The following is a 16,593-nucleotide window of genomic DNA, read 5'->3' as shown; positions in this document are numbered from 1 at the left end:
TTTCAATCAGTGGGTTCAAGCCGAGCGGCGTGCCTGGATCATCTTCCACCCGTTGCCGGAGGGGTCGCGAAAGCCCGCGTCCACCGTGCCATAGCGGTCTATTGGCTCCTGCGTGAATTCCACGCCGCGGGTGAGCAGCCGATCGTAGGCCGCCCGGCAGTCGTCCACGGTCAGCACGAGCGGCGGCATCGCGCCCTTGGCCACGATGGCGCGCAGCGCCTGCGCGGTGGCCGCGTCGAGCACCGGCGGCCCGGGCGTGAACAGACCGAGCTGGAACGAGGGCTGCTCCGGGTGCTGCACCGTGAGCCAGCGGTAGTCGCCATTGCCCACGTCCGTGTGGACACGGAACCCCAGCTTCTCGACATAGAACGCGAGCGCTTCATCCTGGTCTCGCACGTACACACCCACCACTTCAACACCTTGACTCATAGGACCTCCTTTGGTTCGGACGTGTTTATATCGCCAGCCTCCTGGCGGCGCTTCTCCGAAACTGCTGTCGTGAGGTCGGGCCGATGGGCGGCGCTGAGGATGCAGGCCGGCACGCGGCCCAGCTCGCTGGTGTGGTTTCGAGCGGCGCCCTTCACGGCTCGCACAGGGGCCACCTCGGTGGGCTCATGGCCCGCAGCCCTCTCGCGTGCGCGGACGGCGCCCGGGCTCTCGCCGGTGATGTCGCGAAAGGTGCGGCCGAAAGTGCCCAGGCTGCCCCAGCCGGTCTGGAAGGCGATGTCGGTGATGGGCAGGTCCGTGTCGCGCAGCAGCGCCTTCGCCCGCTCGATGCGCCGCGTGAGCAGGTACCGGTGGGGCGGGACGCCGAAGGCCTCCTTGAACGAGCGCGCGAAGTGGGCCTCGGAGACGTCGCTCACGCTCGCCAGCCGAGGCACGGGCCAGTCTTCGTGCGAGGCAGCATCCATCCGGTCCTTGGCGCGCAGTAGTCGGCGCAAAAGGCCTGGGTCCTGGCTTGCCAGGTCGGCACTCAGGCCGCCTGCGGGCGCGGCCTTAGGGGACGGTTTCCTGCCTGCCGCCTTCGCGGGCAAAGGCGCTGACGGGGTGGTCTTGGATGTCGGCATCACGGTTCCTGCAGGGCTCGATTCTCAGCCAGCCCACGCGCCGGTTCGCGCGGCAATGCACCCGGACATCGCAGGGTAAATCCGGGGACGCGGCCCATCCTTGATCGGCAACTCTCGTGGGCCAACGCAAGGGGATTCGACAGATGAACACCTATGACTTCAAGGGCCAGACGGCGGTCGTGACGGGTGGCGCGCAAGGCATCGGCTTCGCGGTGGTGCAGCGCCTGCTCGCCGGCGGCGCGAAGGTCGCGCTGTGGGACCAGAGCGCCGACGCCTTGCAGTCGGCCAAGGCATCGCTCGGCGGGCGCTCCGAGGTTGCGACCTTCCAGGTCGACATCACCGATCTGACCCAGGTCGAGGCGGTGGCCGAGGCCACCGGCCGCACGCTCGGGCCCATCAGCGTGCTCGTCAACAGCGCGGGCATCGCCGGGGCGAATGCGCCGGTCGCGAGCTACGCGCCCGACGAGTGGCACAAGGTGATCAGCGTGAACCTCACCGGCACCTTCAACGTCAACCGCGCCGTGATCGGCGGCATGGTGGCTCGTAACTACGGGCGCATCGTGAACGTCGCGTCGATCGCCGGAAAGGAAGGCAATCCGAATGCCGCCGCCTACAGCGCCTCGAAGGCCGGCGTGATCGCACTGACCAAGAGCCTGGGCAAGGAAGTCGCAGGGCACGATGTGGCCGTCAACGCCATCACGCCCGCCGCCGCGAAGACGAAGATCTTCGACCAGATGTCCCAGCAGCACATCGACTACATGCTCGCGAAGATCCCGCGCGGCCGCTTCGTCACTGTTGAAGAAATCGCGTCGATGGTCGCGTGGTTGGTGTCGGCAGAAAACTCGTTCACGACCGGCGCGGTGTTCGACCTCTCGGGCGGGCGCGCGACCTACTGACGAGCCTGCCAGCAAGCCACCCTCGCGCGCCTAAAATCCGCCCCCTCTGCAGGTGCCCAAGCACGGGCAGGCCCAATCGCCGGCATCACGCCAAGGCGGTGGGGGACACCGAAATAGACGAAAACCGAAGGGGACATCGCGATGGGCGCGCAGTGGAAAGCAAAGCACAAGGACGTGGCGGCCAATGCCAAAGGCAGGCTGTTCGGCAAGCTGTCGAAGGACATCATGATCGCCGCACGCCATGGCGCTGACCCGGCAGCCAACTCGCGGCTGCGCCTGGTCGTCGAGCAGGCGCGCAAGGTGTCGATGCCGAAAGACACGCTTGAGCGCGCGATCAAGAAAGGCGCTGGCCTCACCGGTGAGGCGGTCCATTTCGAGCACGCGCTGTACGAAGGCTTCGCACCGCACCGCGTGCCGGTGATGGTCGAGTGCCTGACCGACAACGTGAACCGGGCGGCCTCTGAAATGCGGGTGCTGTTCCGCAAGGGCCAGCTCGGCACCTCGGGCTCGGTGGCCTGGGACTTCGACCACGTCGGCATGATCGAGGCCGAGCCCGCCCCGGCAGGTGCCGACCCCGAAGTGGCCGCCATCGAAGCGGGTGCGCAAGACTTCGAGCCCGCGGAGGACGGCGCCACGATGTTCATCACCGATGCCACCGACCTCGACCTGGTGAGCCGCGCGCTGCAGGCGCAGGGCTTCAACGTGCTGTCTGCCAAGCTGGGCTACAAACCCAAGAACCCCGTCAACCCCGCGAGCCTGAGTGCCGAGCAGCTGGAAGAGGTGGAATCCTTTCTCGCGGCGCTGGATGCGAACGAAGACGTGCAGAACGTGTTCGCCGGCCTGCAAGGCTAGAGGGTGTGAGCGGCAATCGTGAACCTGGAATCTCTCTCATGAACGACAAGACCGAAGACATCCCTCAAGACGCTAGCGACAAGCCCGCTCTGCCCGACCGCCTGTCGATCGACCCGCGCAGCCCGTTTCACATTGCCGCGGTGTTCGCGCATGAGATCGGCATTCGCCTCAACGACAAGGAGCGCTTCGACGTCGAGGAGTACTGCATCAGCGAAGGCTGGGTCCGGGTACCTGCCGGCAAGACGCTGGACCGCAAGGGCCAACCCCTGATGATCAAACTGAAGGGCCGGGTCGAGGCGTTCTACCGCTGAGGCTGCGGGTGTGACGAGCACCTGAGGCACGAGACGAATGCCCGAGCGTGCGAGTCGTGTGAGTCGTGCGAATGTTGTCCCGCCCGAGATCGTCGCGAAGCTGCGGGCTATCTGCAGCGAGCTGCCCGAGACCATCGAAGAGCCGGCCTGGGTCGGCACGCGGTGGCGCATCCGCAAGCACACATTCGCCCATGTACTGATGATCGACGCCGGCTGGCCGCCGGCGTATGCAAAAGCCGCGAAATCCGAAGGGCCGCTTTGCGTGATGACCTTCCGCTCGGCACTGCCTGAGCTCGACGTCTACGCCTACAGCTGGGCGCCGTTCTTCAAGCCCGGCTGGTGGCCCGACATCGTCGGCATGGCGCTCGATGCCCACACCGATTGGGATGAAGTCGCCGGGCTGGTTACCGCCAGCTATTGCCGGCTCGCACCGAAGAAGCTGGCCGATTCGGTGCGCCCGCCGAAGGGTGGTTCGACGGAAAAAAGTTAAGGGAGTTTGCCTTGACGCAGCCGCCTCGTTTTTTATACTGTTCATCCATACAGTATCAGCGAGGTGCCCCATGCAACACGCCGTTCTCGAGTCGTTCGCGAGTCAGTTTCAGATTCCTCTTCCGGTCGCTCGGCAGCTGGCCGGCGTCATCGCCCAGCGCTGTGCGCTGGTGGCCAATCGTTATGAGCCCGAAGGCTCATTCACCGTCGATCAACGCACTGCCGTGGAGGCGGTCGGTGCCGGTATCGGTGCGGCCATCCTGGAAACTTTTCCGCTCGATGTGGAGGCAGAACCGCCGTCCACACAGCTGGAACTTCATGTCTGATCGCCGCATTCGTGTCGACGACCCATTGGAAGGAGAAGCCTGACGAAGCAGGCTTCGACCCACCGCGTTACGCGGCCGCCTTTGCTGGCGTGCGGGCGCGCTTCGCCTCTTTCTTCTTGTCCTTGGCCCGCTTCTGTTTCTCTCGGCGGGTCCCGCGATCTCTGTCAGCACTCATTTCAATCTCCGGTCAGTTAGGCAGATGCCTCGCTGTTTGTACCAGAAGCTGTACCGGAGGCGGTACCAGAGACGCTGGCGGTCACGCGAACGAAGCGCATCTTCCAGTTGACCTCCCAGGTGGCGCCGCCGTCGGGTGAGAAGGCCTGCTCCCAATGCGGTGATGCGGTGTGCGTGTGCGTCCACCGAAAGCGCACCCGGATCGGCTTGCCGTTGAAGCTTTCGTCGGCATAGAAGCTGCCGACGCCGTTGTCGAAACTGCCGATCACCGGCGTGTCAATGGTGTGCGCGGTGCGCGAGTCCAGCCACCAGATCGCCCAGCGCCGGGTGGCCGGGTCGAAGGAGCGCAGGCCCACGCCGCGGTAGGTGCCGCCCGGCAGGTTCATCACGTTGTCGTCGACATTGCCCTGTCCACCGAGCAGCGTGTGCATGGTGCAGGTGCCGTCGAACTCCTGCCATTCGTCGTTGCCCGCCAGGCGCTTGCGCAGGCGTTGGTGGAAGACGCGCCAGCTGCCGATCAGAAAGTCGAAGTCGTGCTCGCTCGATGGGGTCATCGGTTTCTCCTTCAGGGTGGGTAGAGGGGTGCATGCGGCCAGGAACGCAAGCTGGCCCGCAAGAATGAAGAGGTCGCGGCGTGACGGCACGTGGGTGCTCGCGGTGTCGTCGAACGGAGCGCGCGGCGTTTCATTGGCCATGCTGCCAACCCTTCCATGCCGTCCACATTGCCACCAGCAACAGCAGCGCACCGACGCTTCGGCCCATCAAGACCTGCGCCGTGGCGTTGCTGCGCAGCCAGCCCCGCAAGCCGGCGGCTCCGACCGCCACGCCCCCGTAGACACCAGCCTGCGTCAACGCGGTGATCGTCGACAGCACCACCGACTGGCCCACGATCGAGCCGTAGTCAGGGCGCAGGAATTGCGGGAACACCGCGATGGTGAAGATGTAGGCCTTGGGGTTGAGCAAGCAGGTGAGCACCGCACGGGTGAAGATCGAGCCCAGCGGGCGTGAAGCCCGTTCGTGTACCTCGCCGAATGCGCTCGCGCCACGCACCAGCGACCAGCCCATCCAAGCCACGTACAGCGAGCCTGCCAACAGCAAGATGTTGAAGAGCCGCGGTGCCGACATGAGCAGCAGGCCGACCCCGAGCGACGCCATGGCGACGTGGATCACGCCGCCCGCAACGATGCCGGCGACCGCGGCCGCGCCGGCTCGTCGCCCGCCGACCAGCGAGCTGGCCATCACGAACGCCATGTCCATGCCGGGCAGGGCGATGATGCCGGCCACGAGCACGAAGTAGAGCCAGAAGTGGCTGGTGTGAGAGAGGTCGAACATGGGCGGCAGACGTTGTTGCAGGCGATGAAGGCATCATCTCGCCCATAACATGACAACGTCTGGCAGGTTTGAATCTGCCGCGGAGGGAACTACGAACTTTTCGTGTTCGCCCGCACCATGCGCTGCATCAGCCGCTCAAGCGCGGCACCCAGGTCGTCGCAGAGCCCGCTGTGCACAGCCGAGGTCTGGATGCTGGTGCTGCGCGGGGCGACCAGCCAGTCGAAGCGCTCGCGCGACGACAGCCGCCCGAGCGCGCCCGCGGCCGCACCCCCTTCGCAGATGGCGGGCAAAGTGGCCAGCGTCGCACGGATGGCGTCGATGTCAGCAGCGGGATCGAGCGCCAGCAAACGCGCTTCATCGAGCTCAATGCCGGCCTTCAGGTAGCCCGCGCTCTTGCATGACAGCACCACACCGGCGTTGATGAACTCGCCCCGTTCCACGCGCGGTACGACCCGCACGATGGCGTAGTCATACGTGTGCAAGGTGGGCACGGGTGGCCTCCTCCACGAACGCACGCGGCGCCAGCAGGCGACGGACGAAGTAGTCGACGTAGGCACGGCGTTGCGCGGCCGGGCCCGAGAACATCGGGTCGTCGGCGAGCCAGCTGTCGGGGATCAGCGCCACCACGGCTTGCAGGCGCTCGGGGGTGACGAGCGCCGCAAGCGCGGCATCGACTTCGTCGAGCCGGCTGGCGAAAGGCAGCAGCACGTGGTCCTTCACGAGCGCGAACGGGCTTTGCGCGCGCTCCATGAAACCGTCCCACTGGTGATGAAAGTAGAGGGCGGCACCGTGGTCGATCAGCCAGAGCTTGCGGTGCCACATCAGCATGTTGGCATTGCGCGGCGTGCGGTCGAGGTTGGTGACGAAGGCATCGAACCAGACGATGCTCGAGGCGAGCGTGGCATCGACCGGCTCGGCCAGCGGGTCGTAGGTGACCGAGCCCGGCAGGTAGTCGAGCGCGAGGTTCAGGCCATCGCTCGTGCCCGGCAGGTCGGCGCTCGCGCGGATGAGGTCCTGGATCTCTGGGTCGGGCTCGGTGCGGGCGAGTTCGGCGTCGAGCCGGGCGAACACGATCTCCGGCACCGGCAGGCCCAGCAGGCGGCCGATCTCGCCGGCCACCAGCTCGGCGATCAAGGCCTTCGGGCCCTGCCCGGCTCCCCGGAACTTGAGCACGTACAAACCGTCGTCGTCGGCTTCGACGATCGCCGGCAACGACCCGCCCTCGCGCAACGGCGTGATGTAGCGGGTGGCGGTGACGGTGCGAAGCTGCATGACCCGCCGATTGTCCCTGCAATCAAGCCCTCGCTAGACTTGTTGCGATGCGCAAGACCTCCACCTCGCCTGCCCCAGCTCGCCCCGCGCCAGAACATTGGGAAGCCGACGCCGAAGACGGCGATGTGGCGCAGCTCACCATCCCGCCCGACGCGCTGCGCGACCGCGACTTCGAACTCTTCTGCAGCCTGACCGTCGACGCCCGCGGGCGGGATGACGCCTGGCACGCGATGCGCGTGCTGGTCGATGGCTCGCAGGAGTGGCAGCGCCGCGAAGACACGCAGCCCAGCGGGCGCGATTCGCTCGACTACCGCTTCCGTCGCACGGTACCCGCCGGCCAGCCGCTGCGCGTGGTGGCCAGCACCGACGTGCATGGCGCCCGGCGCGTTGCGCTGCGGATCACCGCCGACGAAGACTGAGCGTTCTCGCGAGTTCGGATGCCAACGTTCAACGCGTGGTAATTGCACGTACGATGTATCGTAAGATATATTCAACGACATACCACGCAACTCCTGGAGCCGCCATGCGCTTCTTTGAACGATTCCACATGCTCAGTCATCACCTTCACCACCACCATCATCACGCGGGGCGCCACGGCCACCGCGGCTTTCACGGCTTCGGGTTCGACCGCGGCTCCGGCTTTCCCGGCGAGCCGGGCCGCAGCGGCGGCGGGCTGGGGCCGGGGCGCAAGCTCGGTTCGGCCGACCTGCAGCTGCTGATCCTGGCGCTGCTGGCCGAGAAGCCGCACCACGGCTACGAGATCATCAAGGCGCTGGACGAGCGCTCGAACAGCTACTACAGCCCGAGCCCCGGCATGGTCTACCCGGCGCTCACCTACCTGGAAGAAATCGGCCACGCCACCGTCGAGGCCGAGGGCACCAAGAAGCTCTACAGCATCACCGTCGCCGGGTTGGCCCACCTCGACGAAAACCGGGAGGCCGCCGACACGCTGCTGAAGCAGCTCGTGTGGATCGGCCAGAAGATGGCCAAGATGCGCGCCGCCTTCAGCGAAGGCGCTGCACCGTCCGACGAAGGCGACCCCTTCGCGATGGAACGCGGTGCCCGGGGTGGCCGCGGGGGTCGCGGCGAGCGCCACAGCTTCGGGCCGGAGTTGCACGACGCGGTTCACGCGTTACGCGGCATGCTGCACAGCCTGCACGGCGCATCGGCCGATGAGCAAAAGCGCATCGCGGCCATCCTGCAACGCGCCGCTGAAGAGATGCGCGCTGCAGGCAAGGCTCCCTGAGGAGTCGGCTGCCGCTCAAGTTAACTCTTGCAGCGCGTCTTCGCGCCACGCGTGCGCGGCTGAAAAATAGCCTTCCCACACGCAGCCGCTGCAGCCTCGACCGCAGCAGGTGGTGGGCTCGGGTGGCGGTGCGCGCAGCGCCACGCCCTGCGCCGTCGCGCGTTGCTGCAGGTGGCGAAAGACCGTCAGCGCAGACGCGAGGTCGGTGATCGGTGGTGCGTCCATCGCAAAGAGGTGAACAGAGGGTGACGTGAAAGCCGCGAGGATAGCCTCGTACGTCAATCAACGTATTCGCTCGCATCGACGCCGTTTTCACAATGGATTCGGTTCATTGAATTCATTGCAGAGGGCGAGGCATACATGATTCACGGCGACATCTCGAGCAGCAAAGACACCGTCGGCGTGGCCGTCGTCAACTACAAGATGCCGCGCCTGCACACACGCGCCGAGGTGCTGGCCAACGCGAAGAAGATCGCCGACATGGTGGTCGGCATGAAGCAGGGGCTGCCGGGGCTCGACCTCGTGATCTTCCCTGAGTACAGCACCCACGGGATCATGTACGACAGCACCGAGATGTACGAGAACGCCGCCAGCGTGCCTGGTGCCGAGACCGAGGTCTTTGCCGCCGCCTGCCGCAAGGCCAAGGTCTGGGGGGTTTTCTCGCTCACCGGCGAGCGGCATGAAGAGCACCCGAACAAGGCGCCGTACAACACGCTCATCTTGATGAACGACGAGGGAGAGATCGTTCAGAAGTACCGCAAGATCATGCCGTGGGTGCCCATCGAAGGCTGGTACCCCGGGAACTGCACCTACGTGAGCGACGGCCCCAAGGGCCTGAAGATCAGCCTCATCATCTGCGACGACGGCAACTACCCCGAGATCTGGCGCGACTGCGCGATGAAGGGCGCCGAACTCATCGTGCGCTGCCAGGGCTACATGTACCCGGCGAAAGAGCAGCAGATCCTCATCAGCAAGGCCATGGCCTTCGCCAACAACGTGTACGTGGCGGTGGCCAATGCGGCTGGGTTCGATGGCGTGTACTCGTACTTCGGCCACTCGGCCCTGATCGGCTTTGACGGCCGCACGCTGGGCGAGTGCGGCGAAGAGGAGATGGGCATCCAGTACGCCGCGCTGAGCAAGAGCCTGATCCGCGACTTCCGCAAAAACGGGCAATCGGAGAACCACCTCTTCAAGCTGGTGCACCGCGGCTACACAGGGCTCATCAACTCCCGCGAGGGCGACAAGGGCGTGGCCGCCTGCCCCTACGAGTTCTATTCGCAGTGGATCAACGACCCCGAGGGCACGCGCAAACGCGTCGAGTCATTCACCCGCAGCACCGTGGGCACCGACGAGGCGCCGATCGAGGGCATCCCGAACGCCGCCACACCGCAGCACGGCTGATGGGCTCGGTGATGGGCTTGCTTATGGACGCCCACGCGGACGCTCACGCGCTGGCGTCCGAACCCTACTACCACCCGGCCGCCGACGAATGCACGCTGTTCGAGGCTGCCTATGCGCAGCGCCTGCCCGTGCTGCTGAAAGGCCCGACCGGCTGCGGCAAGACGCGTTTCATCGAGCACATGGCGTGGCGCCTGAAGCGCCCGCTGATCACGGTGGCGTGCAACGACGACACCAGCGCCGCCGACCTCACTGGCCGCTGGCTGCTCGATGCCAACGGCACGCGCTGGCAAGACGGGCCGCTGACCCTGGCGGCACGCAGCGGTGCCATCTGCTATCTCGACGAACTGGTCGAGGCGCGCGCCGACACCACGGTCGTGATGCACCCGCTGACCGACACGCGGCGCATGCTGCCGCTGGACAAGCGCAACGAGATCGTTCAGGCCCATCCCGACTTCCTCCTCGTGGCTTCGTACAACCCGGGCGGCCACAAGGAGCTGAAGCCGTCGACACGGCAGCGCTTCTGCGCGCTGGCCTTCGGCTATCCCGCCACCGAGATCGAGGTCGCCATCGTGTCGCATGAAGCCGGCCTCGACATGGAGACGGCCGCACGGCTGGTGGCGCTCGGCGTGCGCACACGACGGTTGCAGGGCCACGGGTTGGACGAAGGTGCATCGACGCGCATGCTGGTGCATGCGGGCCGGCTGATCCGCAAAGGCGTACCGCCGATCGCCGCCTGCCGCGTCGCTGTGGCAGCACCTCTTTCGGACGACCCCGAGGTGTCCGCCGCGCTGCTCGCCACCGTCGACGCATCGTTCTGAAAACACACACGCCATGAACCCTGCGCTCTCGCCCTACCTGCGCAGCCTGTGGAATATCACGCCGACGCTGCTCGACATCACAGAGCCGCAGTCAACACGCCCGTTCCTCTCGCCACTGGGCATGCACCTGCCGCTGCATGCGCCGGCCGACGTGCCACAGGACCACTGGTTCCAGGCGGCCGCGGCACATGCGGCAGCGCACCTGGTGTTCTCGCAGCACCGCTTCGACCCGGCGGGCCTGCGGCCCGTGACGCAGGCACTGGTCGGCGCGCTCGAAGATGCGCGCGTCGAATGGCTGGCCTGCCGCGAGCTGCCGGGTTTGCGGCGGCTGTGGTTGCCGTTCCATGCGGTGAGGCTCACCGACACGCCGAGCTTCGAAGACCTGCTTCGCCGGTTGGCGCGCTGCCTGCTCGACCCGTCGCACCACGACCCGCACCCCTGGGTACTGAAAGGTCGGCAGCTCTTCTTCGTCGACGAGGCGGGCCACATGCTGGCGCTGCGCCAGCCCGAGGTGCTGCGGCATGCCGCCTCGCTGCTGGGCAACGACATCGGGCAGATGCGCATGCAGTTCAACGCGCGGCTTTACGAAGTGATGCCGAGCTACCGCGACGACAACAGCTGCCTGTGGCCGAACGATGAGCGCCGCGTGAACGCCGAGCACGAGATTGCATCGACCGCACAAGGTGGCGCTGCAGCCGGGGCCATGCAACGGACGGCGCCGGCAGTGCAGCGGCACAGCTATCCCGAATGGGACCGCCTCGTGCCGATGTACCGGCGCGACTGGTGTGCGGTGCACGACGCTCCGGCGCGTGCTGCTGATGCGTCGTCTCTCCGGATGCCGCGTTCGCTGCCGCAACGACATCGACAGCGCATGCGGCTGATGGCGCAACCCGATGGCGATGAGTTCGATCTCGATGCCGCCATCGATGCACGCATCGCACTGCGCAGCGGCCATGCCGCCGAGCTGCGCGTGTACCGCCGGATCGAGCCACGGCGCGCGACCGACACCACCTTGCTGCTGATCGACACCTCGGCCTCCACGGCCGGCGTGATGCCGGCCCTGCAAAGCGCGGCGCTGGCAATCGAGAAGACCGGCCCGTTCGCGATCCACAGCTTCTGCTCCGACGGCCGCCACGCGGTGCACTACGAGCGCGTGAAGGACTTCGACGAGCCCCTGGACGCAGGGTGCATCGCGCGCCTGATGGGTTTGCGCAGCCGCCTGTCGACACGCCTAGGCGCCGCGCTGCGCCACGCCACCCACCTGATCACTGCGCGGCGCGGCACGCTCCGCCGCGTGCTGCTGCTCACCGATGGAAAGCCGCACGACGTCGACGTGTTCGACCCGCACTACCTGCTCGCCGACGCGAAGCAGGCCGTGCGCGAGGCCGCACGCCGCCACGTGCGGATCGAGTGCCTGTGCGTAGACGTGCAAGCCCTGCGCGCATTGCGCAGCGTGTTCGGCGCCGGGCTGCGGCATCTGCGAGCCGACACCCGCTGAAAGTGCCAAGATCGCCCTTCTGGAGGTGATCCATGGCTTGGTTCGACGGGTTCGAGGCAAAACAGCACGCGGTCAACAACACACGCATCTTTGCGCGCACCGGTGGCCGCATCGGCGGGCCGCCCCTCTTGCTGTTGCACGGCTTCCCGCAGACGCATGCCATCTGGCACCGCGTGGCACTGGCACTGAAGGACCACTTCTTCCTGGTGATGCCCGACCTGCGCGGCTATGGCGACTCGGCCAAGCCCGCCGACGATGCCGAGCACGCGAGCTACAGCAAGCGCGTGATGGCCGCTGACATGGTGGCGCTGATGGCGTCGCTCGGGCATGCGCGCTTCGGCCTGGTCGGCCACGACCGCGGTGGGCGCGTGGCGCACCGGCTGGCGCTCGATCACCCACAGGCAGTGAGCAGGCTGTGCCTGATCGACATCGCGCCCACGCTCGACATGTACGACGCGGCCGACACGCGTTTCGCATCGGCCTACTACCACTGGTTCCACCTGATCCAGCCCGCGCCCCTGCCCGAACGCATGATCGGTGGCGACGCGGTGTTCTACCTGCACGCGAAGCTCGGCGGTCTGGGCAGCAAGGGCATGGCCTACATCGAACCCGAGGCGCTGGCCGACTACGAGCGCTGCTTCACGCCGGCGACCATTCACGCCATGTGCGAGGACTACCGCGCGTCGGCCGGCATAGACCTGCAGCACGACCGCGCATCGCGTACGGCCGGCGAGCGCATCGCCTGCGACACGCTCGTGCTGTGGGGCTCACGCGGTGTGGTGGGACGCATGTTCAAGCCGCTCGAGCTGTGGCAGGCACAGTGCGCCGGCCGTGTGAGCGGCCAGGCACTGGAGAGCGGGCATTTCATTCCGGAAGAGGCCCACGCCGAGGTTGCGGCTGCCGTGCGCGCCGCGTTCGGCTGACGCAGACGGTCAGGTGCGCAGGACCCCGTCCGCGGCGAACACGCCCATCTTGACGGCGGTCATGCCGACGTACGGGCTGGCGTTGGTGAAGTTGATCACCACCTCGCCCAGCTCCAGGCCGTGGATGCTGGCCAGGGCCACGCGCAACTTGTCGCGCGTGATGTCGCGCCCCGCGCGGCGGATGCCTTCGGCCATCACCTGAGAGTTGACCCAGCTCTCGAGGCCGAGAGAATTCGGGTTCTTGAGATTCGCTGCCTCGAGCGAAGCCTTGTAATTGCGCACGACTGCGAACTTCGTTGCGTTGCCGCTCGGGAACACTGAGGCCACCGCCAAACCGGTGAGTGCGGAGCCCAAGCGCTTGGTCTCCGTGAACGAGACCGACAGACCGATCATCGGAAGGCCCGCTGCCTTCTGGCGCAACGCCAGCACGTAGTCGGTGGTGCCGGTTCCGGCGGTGCCGAGGAACACCGCGCCGGCCTTGCAGTCGAGCGTCTGCTGAACGGCTTCAGCGGCGTTCTTGCCATCGACGGCAAGCGGAATCACGCCCACGGCCTTCAGCTTGTGCTCTTCGAGCACGCGCTGCATGTTGGCCAGCACTTCCTTGCCGAAGGGGTTGTCGAGGTAGACGATGGCAATGTCGTGCAGGCCCATCTGAGCCAGCTGCTGCACCATGCGCGACACCTCGTCCGTGTAGCTGGGGCGAATGTGGAAGACAGACTTGTACTCGGCCTTGCGCAGAGAAGCCGCGCCGGTGATCGGGCCCAGCACGGGGATGCCGGCCTTCTCGGTCATCGGCAACGCGGCTGCGTTGTTGGGCGTGCCGATGATCGACATGAACGCGGCGACGCTGTTGTCGTCGATCATCTGCTTCACGTTTTCGGCGGTGCGCGCGGCGGTGTAGCCATCGTCTTTTGAGACGAGGCGCAGCTCTCGCCCATTCACGCCGCCAGCCTTGTTGATCTGCGCAAACGCGGCCTGGATGGCCGACGTGTGCTCCTGTCCGGCGGCGCCCAGCGGGCCGGTGAGCGCCAGCGAACTGCCGATGGTGATGGCCTTGGCGGTGATGCCTTCTTCGGCCGCCCACGACGGACCGACCCAGCTGGTGGCGCCGATGACGGCGGCACCGCGGCCTGCGCGATGGAGAAAGAGTCTGCGATTCATCATGGGTTTGTACTTTTTCTGGCGCGCGCGGCGCTGCGCGGGAGTGCGCTGCCGAGGCCTGTGGGTGGAGGGGGAGCTTCGATCGACCCGGTAACGTTCATTACCAAATCATGACTGCGAGGCTAGTGTCTCGATTTGTCCTTGTCGATATCGCACACCCTGAGAGGTGCTCATTCAATGCGTTATCGCGACACCTTTCACGATGCATACGCAGCGGTCTCGCCACGCACCGTGGCAGCCGCCGCGGCACTCGCTGTCTGTGTGCTGCACTGCAGACCATTTGCACCTGCGTGGAGCGACGAACGACTACCATGGCGCGCCGCCCCGCAGCGGTATCCGTCGACGAGAGGTTTCCATGAATGTCTGGCTGCTGAAGCTCAACCAGTACTTCCCGATTCGCTACACCGCCTGGCTGCTGTGCTCCGTGGGGCTGCTGCTGTGCGCGTTCACCGCCATCGCCTTTCACACCGGCGGCTGGCTCGCACTTCTGTTCGCGTTGTTGCTCGGTGTGGGGCTGCACGACATCCTTCAGTCGCGGCATTCGGTGCTGCGTAACTATCCGGTGATCGGTCACCTGCGCTTCTTGCTGGAATTCATCCGGCCCGAGATGCGGCAGTACTTCATCGAGAGCGACAACGAAGCCGCACCGTTCTCGCGCCAGCAACGCTCGCTGGTCTACCAGCGCTCGAAGGGCGAGCCCGACAAGCGCCCCTTCGGCACGCAGATGGATGTGGGCGCCACCGGCTACGAGTGGATCAACCATTCGCTGGTGCCGACCGTGCTGCCGACGCACGACTTCCGCATCACCATCGGCGCGGAGCGCGAGCAGCCCTATCTGGCCAGCGTGTTCAACATCTCGGCGATGAGCTTCGGCGCACTGTCGGCCAACGCGATCCTGGCGCTCAACGCAGGCGCCAAGGCGGGCGGCTTTGCGCACGACACCGGCGAAGGCTCGATCAGCGCGCACCACCGCGTGAACGGCGGCGACCTGATCTGGGAGATCGGCTCGGGTTACTTCGGTTGCCGCAATGACGATGGCAGCTTCAACGCCGAGCGCTTCTCTGCGAATGCACGCGATCCGCAGGTGAAGATGATCGAGCTGAAGCTGAGCCAGGGCGCGAAGCCTGGCCACGGCGGCGTGCTGCCCGGCCCCAAGGTCACCCTCGAGATCGCCGCTGCGCGCGGCGTGCCGCCCTGGGTCGACTGCGTTTCGCCGGCGAGTCACAGCGCCTTCGACACGCCGGTGGGCATGATGCATTTCATCGAGCGGCTGCGCACGCTGTCGGGCGGCAAGCCCACCGGCTTCAAGCTGTGCATCGGTCACCCGTGGGAGTGGTTTGCCATTGCCAAGGCCATGCTCGAGACCGGCATCACGCCCGACTTCATCGTGGTCGATGGCGCCGAAGGAGGCACCGGTGCAGCGCCACTCGAATTCACCGACCATGTCGGCGCGCCCTTGCAGGAAGGCCTTCTGCTGGTACACAACACACTGGTCGGCCTGAACCTGCGCGACAAGATCAAGCTCGGTTGCGCTGGCAAGGTCATCAGCGCTTTCGACATCGCCCGCATGATGGCGCTGGGGGCTGACTGGTGCAATTCGGCACGCGGCTTCATGTTCGCGCTCGGCTGCATCCAGGCACAGAACTGCCACACCGGCATGTGCCCGACAGGCGTCAGCACGCAAGACCCGCAGCGCGAGCGCGCGCTGGTCGTTTCCAGCAAGGCCGAGCGCGTCGAACTCTTCCACGAGAACACGCTCAAGGCCTTGAAGGAACTGGTGCAGGCCGCCGGGTTGACGCACCCCGGCGCCATCACGGCGTCGCACATCGTGCGTCGCTGCAGCGACCACCAGGTCAAGTTGATGGCCTCCTTGTTGCCCTTCGTGAAGCCCGGCGAGTTGCTGCGCGGCGAGGTGACGCAGAACGTCTTCAAGCTGTACTGGCCCATGGCCAGCGCGCACAGCTTTGCCGCGACCCCCTGAAACGCGGGGATGAGCCCGAGATTCAGGGGATGCACCATGCACCCCTTCACACAACAATGCGTGCAGTCCAGCCCAGCACACCATTGCCTTCATGCCGTCCGTCCTCCTGCTGCAGAGAGACCACGAAGCCAGCCCCCGGCTGCGCGCGCTCATTGAGGCCTCTGAAAACTTCTGGGTCTGCGGCACCGTCCACACCGTCGAGCAAGCGACCAAGTTGCTGCGCAACAGGACGCCCGACGTCGTCGTGACCGACATGCGTGTGCAAGACGGCGATGTGCAGCCGTTGTTGGTCGAGCTGCGCCAGCGCAAGGGCGTACCCGGCCCGCATGTGCTCGTGACCATGGTCGCGCACGACGACACGCTGTTGCTCGAAGCCCTGTGCTCTGGTGCCGATGGCTATTGGGTCCACACCAGCGAGCCCGATGCATTGGTCAGCGCGCTCGAGCAGGTTGCTCGCGGCGAATCACCCATCTCACCAACCATTGCACGCCAGGTGCTGTCGCACTTCCGCTCGCCCGAGCGGCCGGAGTTCGACACCATGACCGAATCACTGAACCCGCTCGTGCTCACCGGCACCGAGCAAGAGATCCTGCAATGGGCCGCTCAGGGTTACCTGATCGACGAGATCGCCCAGCAGTGGCAGGCCAGCGTGCACAGCGTGGCCTGCGGCATCCGCCGCGTGTATCACAAGCTGCAGTTCGATCGCCAGGCCAGCCGGCTTTCACTCCGCGCGGCTTGACACGGCCCCCCAGTCGCTTTCGCTCCTGCCCCCAAGGGGCGCCACCCATCGGGCCGGGGAACCCGTCCTTAGGGCGTTGCTTGATCAGAGTCTGCTGCGCGACTCGT

Annotated in this window: 21 protein-coding genes; 13 read left to right on the top strand and 8 right to left on the bottom strand. The window is 66.2% G+C overall.

The window, feature by feature from the left end; genetic code table 11:
* Positions 1-15: 15 nt before the first annotated feature.
* Positions 16-429 (bottom strand): VOC family protein, encoded by a 414-nt coding sequence (locus AC1DYS_RS01365; protein ID WP_477895303.1) that lies wholly within the window; start codon positions 427-429, stop codon positions 16-18.
* A complete protein-coding gene (locus AC1DYS_RS01360; protein ID WP_477895301.1) occupies positions 426-911 on the bottom strand; it encodes a helix-turn-helix transcriptional regulator in 486 nt (161 codons plus the stop codon). Before AC1DYS_RS01360 ends, AC1DYS_RS01365 begins: the two co-directional genes overlap by 4 nt.
* 299 nt (positions 912-1,210) lie before the next feature.
* On the opposite strand from AC1DYS_RS01360, the gene AC1DYS_RS01355 reads away from it, so the two are divergent.
* The 5 genes from AC1DYS_RS01355 (at position 1,211) to AC1DYS_RS01335 (ending at position 3,941) form a co-directional block, all read left to right on the top strand.
* The gene (locus tag AC1DYS_RS01355) at positions 1,211-1,963 is read left to right on the top strand and encodes an SDR family oxidoreductase (protein ID WP_477895299.1); all 753 of its coding nucleotides are present in this window, start codon (positions 1,211-1,213) and stop codon (positions 1,961-1,963) included.
* A 141-nt stretch (positions 1,964-2,104) separates the two neighbouring features.
* Complete coding sequence (locus tag AC1DYS_RS01350) at positions 2,105-2,815, top strand: YebC/PmpR family DNA-binding transcriptional regulator (protein ID WP_477895297.1); 711 nt, start codon at positions 2,105-2,107, stop codon at positions 2,813-2,815.
* A gap of 38 nt (positions 2,816-2,853) precedes the next feature.
* A complete protein-coding gene (locus AC1DYS_RS01345) occupies positions 2,854-3,126 on the top strand; it encodes a DUF3297 family protein (protein WP_477895295.1) in 273 nt (90 codons plus the stop codon).
* A gap of 37 nt (positions 3,127-3,163) precedes the next feature.
* Positions 3,164-3,616: a hypothetical protein gene (locus AC1DYS_RS01340; protein WP_477895293.1), complete on the top strand. Its 453-nt coding sequence runs from the start codon at positions 3,164-3,166 to the stop codon at positions 3,614-3,616.
* A gap of 70 nt (positions 3,617-3,686) precedes the next feature.
* Complete coding sequence (locus tag AC1DYS_RS01335; RefSeq protein ID WP_477895291.1) at positions 3,687-3,941, top strand: hypothetical protein; 255 nt, start codon at positions 3,687-3,689, stop codon at positions 3,939-3,941.
* 191 nt (positions 3,942-4,132) lie between these two features.
* On the opposite strand, the gene AC1DYS_RS01330 is transcribed toward AC1DYS_RS01335, so the two are convergent.
* From AC1DYS_RS01330 to AC1DYS_RS01315, 4 genes are all read right to left on the bottom strand, one after another.
* Positions 4,133-4,810, bottom strand: coding sequence for a DUF1579 family protein (locus AC1DYS_RS01330; protein WP_477895289.1), 678 nt, complete (start codon positions 4,808-4,810; stop codon positions 4,133-4,135).
* Positions 4,800-5,447 (bottom strand): LysE family translocator, encoded by a 648-nt coding sequence (locus AC1DYS_RS01325; protein ID WP_477895287.1) that lies wholly within the window; start codon positions 5,445-5,447, stop codon positions 4,800-4,802. Before AC1DYS_RS01325 ends, AC1DYS_RS01330 begins: the two co-directional genes overlap by 11 nt.
* Positions 5,448-5,536: 89 nt before the next feature.
* On the bottom strand, positions 5,537-5,938 hold the full coding sequence (locus AC1DYS_RS01320) for a DUF3037 domain-containing protein (RefSeq protein ID WP_477895285.1): 402 nt from the start codon (positions 5,936-5,938) through the stop codon (positions 5,537-5,539).
* Positions 5,916-6,719 carry a HipA family kinase gene (locus tag AC1DYS_RS01315; protein WP_477895283.1) on the bottom strand — a complete coding sequence of 268 codons (804 nt, stop codon included), beginning with the start codon at positions 6,717-6,719 and terminating at the stop codon, positions 5,916-5,918. Before AC1DYS_RS01315 ends, AC1DYS_RS01320 begins: the two co-directional genes overlap by 23 nt.
* Positions 6,720-6,766: 47 nt before the next feature.
* Here AC1DYS_RS01315 and AC1DYS_RS01310 point away from each other — a divergent pair, with 47 nt between their 5' ends.
* On the top strand, positions 6,767-7,138 hold the full coding sequence (locus tag AC1DYS_RS01310; RefSeq protein WP_477895281.1) for a hypothetical protein: 372 nt from the start codon (positions 6,767-6,769) through the stop codon (positions 7,136-7,138).
* Between the two features lie 128 nt (positions 7,139-7,266).
* Positions 7,267-7,965, top strand: coding sequence for a PadR family transcriptional regulator (locus AC1DYS_RS01305; protein WP_477895279.1), 699 nt, complete (start codon positions 7,267-7,269; stop codon positions 7,963-7,965).
* Between the two features lie 15 nt (positions 7,966-7,980).
* On the opposite strand, the gene AC1DYS_RS01300 is transcribed toward AC1DYS_RS01305, so the two are convergent.
* Positions 7,981-8,190: an oxidoreductase-like domain-containing protein gene (locus AC1DYS_RS01300; protein ID WP_477895275.1), complete on the bottom strand. Its 210-nt coding sequence runs from the start codon at positions 8,188-8,190 to the stop codon at positions 7,981-7,983.
* Positions 8,191-8,325: 135 nt separating this feature from the next.
* Here AC1DYS_RS01300 and AC1DYS_RS01295 point away from each other — a divergent pair, with 135 nt between their 5' ends.
* Genes AC1DYS_RS01295 through AC1DYS_RS01280 form a run of 4 tightly spaced genes read left to right on the top strand, consistent with a single transcriptional unit; the run spans position 8,326 to position 12,605 of the window.
* Positions 8,326-9,366, top strand: a complete 1,041-nt coding sequence (locus tag AC1DYS_RS01295; protein WP_477895273.1) for an aliphatic amidase — start codon at positions 8,326-8,328, stop codon at positions 9,364-9,366.
* 23 nt (positions 9,367-9,389) lie between these two features.
* Complete coding sequence (locus AC1DYS_RS01290; RefSeq protein WP_477895271.1) at positions 9,390-10,184, top strand: CbbQ/NirQ/NorQ/GpvN family protein; 795 nt, start codon at positions 9,390-9,392, stop codon at positions 10,182-10,184.
* A 13-nt stretch (positions 10,185-10,197) separates the two neighbouring features.
* On the top strand, positions 10,198-11,682 hold the full coding sequence (locus AC1DYS_RS01285; protein ID WP_477895269.1) for a nitric oxide reductase activation protein NorD: 1,485 nt from the start codon (positions 10,198-10,200) through the stop codon (positions 11,680-11,682).
* A 32-nt stretch (positions 11,683-11,714) separates the two neighbouring features.
* Complete coding sequence (locus tag AC1DYS_RS01280) at positions 11,715-12,605, top strand: alpha/beta fold hydrolase (protein WP_477895267.1); 891 nt, start codon at positions 11,715-11,717, stop codon at positions 12,603-12,605.
* Positions 12,606-12,614: 9 nt separating this feature from the next.
* Here AC1DYS_RS01280 and AC1DYS_RS01275 read toward each other — a convergent pair whose 3' ends face one another.
* The gene (locus AC1DYS_RS01275) at positions 12,615-13,766 is read right to left on the bottom strand and encodes an ABC transporter substrate-binding protein (protein ID WP_477895265.1); all 1,152 of its coding nucleotides are present in this window, start codon (positions 13,764-13,766) and stop codon (positions 12,615-12,617) included.
* Positions 13,767-14,121: 355 nt separating this feature from the next.
* Here AC1DYS_RS01275 and AC1DYS_RS01270 point away from each other — a divergent pair, with 355 nt between their 5' ends.
* Positions 14,122-15,747: an FMN-binding glutamate synthase family protein gene (locus tag AC1DYS_RS01270; protein WP_477895263.1), complete on the top strand. Its 1,626-nt coding sequence runs from the start codon at positions 14,122-14,124 to the stop codon at positions 15,745-15,747.
* Positions 15,748-15,838: 91 nt separating this feature from the next.
* The gene (locus AC1DYS_RS01265; protein WP_477895261.1) at positions 15,839-16,486 is read left to right on the top strand and encodes a response regulator; all 648 of its coding nucleotides are present in this window, start codon (positions 15,839-15,841) and stop codon (positions 16,484-16,486) included.
* Positions 16,487-16,593: the final 107 nt, after the last annotated feature.

It is taken from the genome of Rhizobacter sp. P2_G4 (genome assembly GCF_056403575.1).
The sequence above is the reverse complement of the archived record's forward strand: the minus strand, read 5'-3'. Positions and strand labels throughout refer to the sequence as shown.

Excerpts from the sequence above, each read along its gene's own strand:
- AC1DYS_RS01345 (WP_477895295.1), top strand. The coding sequence starts at position 2,854 with ATGAACGACAAGACCGAAGACATCCCTCAAGACGCTAGCGACAAGCCC.
- AC1DYS_RS01325 (WP_477895287.1), bottom strand. The coding sequence starts at position 5,447 with ATGTTCGACCTCTCTCACACCAGCCACTTCTGGCTCTACTTCGTGCTC.
- AC1DYS_RS01360 (WP_477895301.1), bottom strand. The coding sequence starts at position 911 with ATGGATGCTGCCTCGCACGAAGACTGGCCCGTGCCTCGGCTGGCGAGC.
- AC1DYS_RS01290 (WP_477895271.1), top strand. The coding sequence starts at position 9,390 with ATGGACGCCCACGCGGACGCTCACGCGCTGGCGTCCGAACCCTACTAC.
- AC1DYS_RS01285 (WP_477895269.1), top strand. The coding sequence starts at position 10,198 with ATGAACCCTGCGCTCTCGCCCTACCTGCGCAGCCTGTGGAATATCACG.
- AC1DYS_RS01365 (WP_477895303.1), bottom strand. The coding sequence starts at position 429 with ATGAGTCAAGGTGTTGAAGTGGTGGGTGTGTACGTGCGAGACCAGGAT.
- AC1DYS_RS01355 (WP_477895299.1), top strand. The coding sequence starts at position 1,211 with ATGAACACCTATGACTTCAAGGGCCAGACGGCGGTCGTGACGGGTGGC.
- AC1DYS_RS01295 (WP_477895273.1), top strand. The coding sequence starts at position 8,326 with ATGATTCACGGCGACATCTCGAGCAGCAAAGACACCGTCGGCGTGGCC.
- AC1DYS_RS01330 (WP_477895289.1), bottom strand. The coding sequence starts at position 4,810 with ATGGCCAATGAAACGCCGCGCGCTCCGTTCGACGACACCGCGAGCACC.
- AC1DYS_RS01340 (WP_477895293.1), top strand. The coding sequence starts at position 3,164 with ATGCCCGAGCGTGCGAGTCGTGTGAGTCGTGCGAATGTTGTCCCGCCC.
- AC1DYS_RS01280 (WP_477895267.1), top strand. The coding sequence starts at position 11,715 with ATGGCTTGGTTCGACGGGTTCGAGGCAAAACAGCACGCGGTCAACAAC.
- AC1DYS_RS01270 (WP_477895263.1), top strand. The coding sequence starts at position 14,122 with ATGAATGTCTGGCTGCTGAAGCTCAACCAGTACTTCCCGATTCGCTAC.
- AC1DYS_RS01335 (WP_477895291.1), top strand. The coding sequence starts at position 3,687 with ATGCAACACGCCGTTCTCGAGTCGTTCGCGAGTCAGTTTCAGATTCCT.
- AC1DYS_RS01275 (WP_477895265.1), bottom strand. The coding sequence starts at position 13,766 with ATGAATCGCAGACTCTTTCTCCATCGCGCAGGCCGCGGTGCCGCCGTC.
- AC1DYS_RS01265 (WP_477895261.1), top strand. The coding sequence starts at position 15,839 with ATGCCGTCCGTCCTCCTGCTGCAGAGAGACCACGAAGCCAGCCCCCGG.
- AC1DYS_RS01315 (WP_477895283.1), bottom strand. The coding sequence starts at position 6,719 with ATGCAGCTTCGCACCGTCACCGCCACCCGCTACATCACGCCGTTGCGC.
- AC1DYS_RS01310 (WP_477895281.1), top strand. The coding sequence starts at position 6,767 with ATGCGCAAGACCTCCACCTCGCCTGCCCCAGCTCGCCCCGCGCCAGAA.
- AC1DYS_RS01300 (WP_477895275.1), bottom strand. The coding sequence starts at position 8,190 with ATGGACGCACCACCGATCACCGACCTCGCGTCTGCGCTGACGGTCTTT.
- AC1DYS_RS01350 (WP_477895297.1), top strand. The coding sequence starts at position 2,105 with ATGGGCGCGCAGTGGAAAGCAAAGCACAAGGACGTGGCGGCCAATGCC.
- AC1DYS_RS01305 (WP_477895279.1), top strand. The coding sequence starts at position 7,267 with ATGCTCAGTCATCACCTTCACCACCACCATCATCACGCGGGGCGCCAC.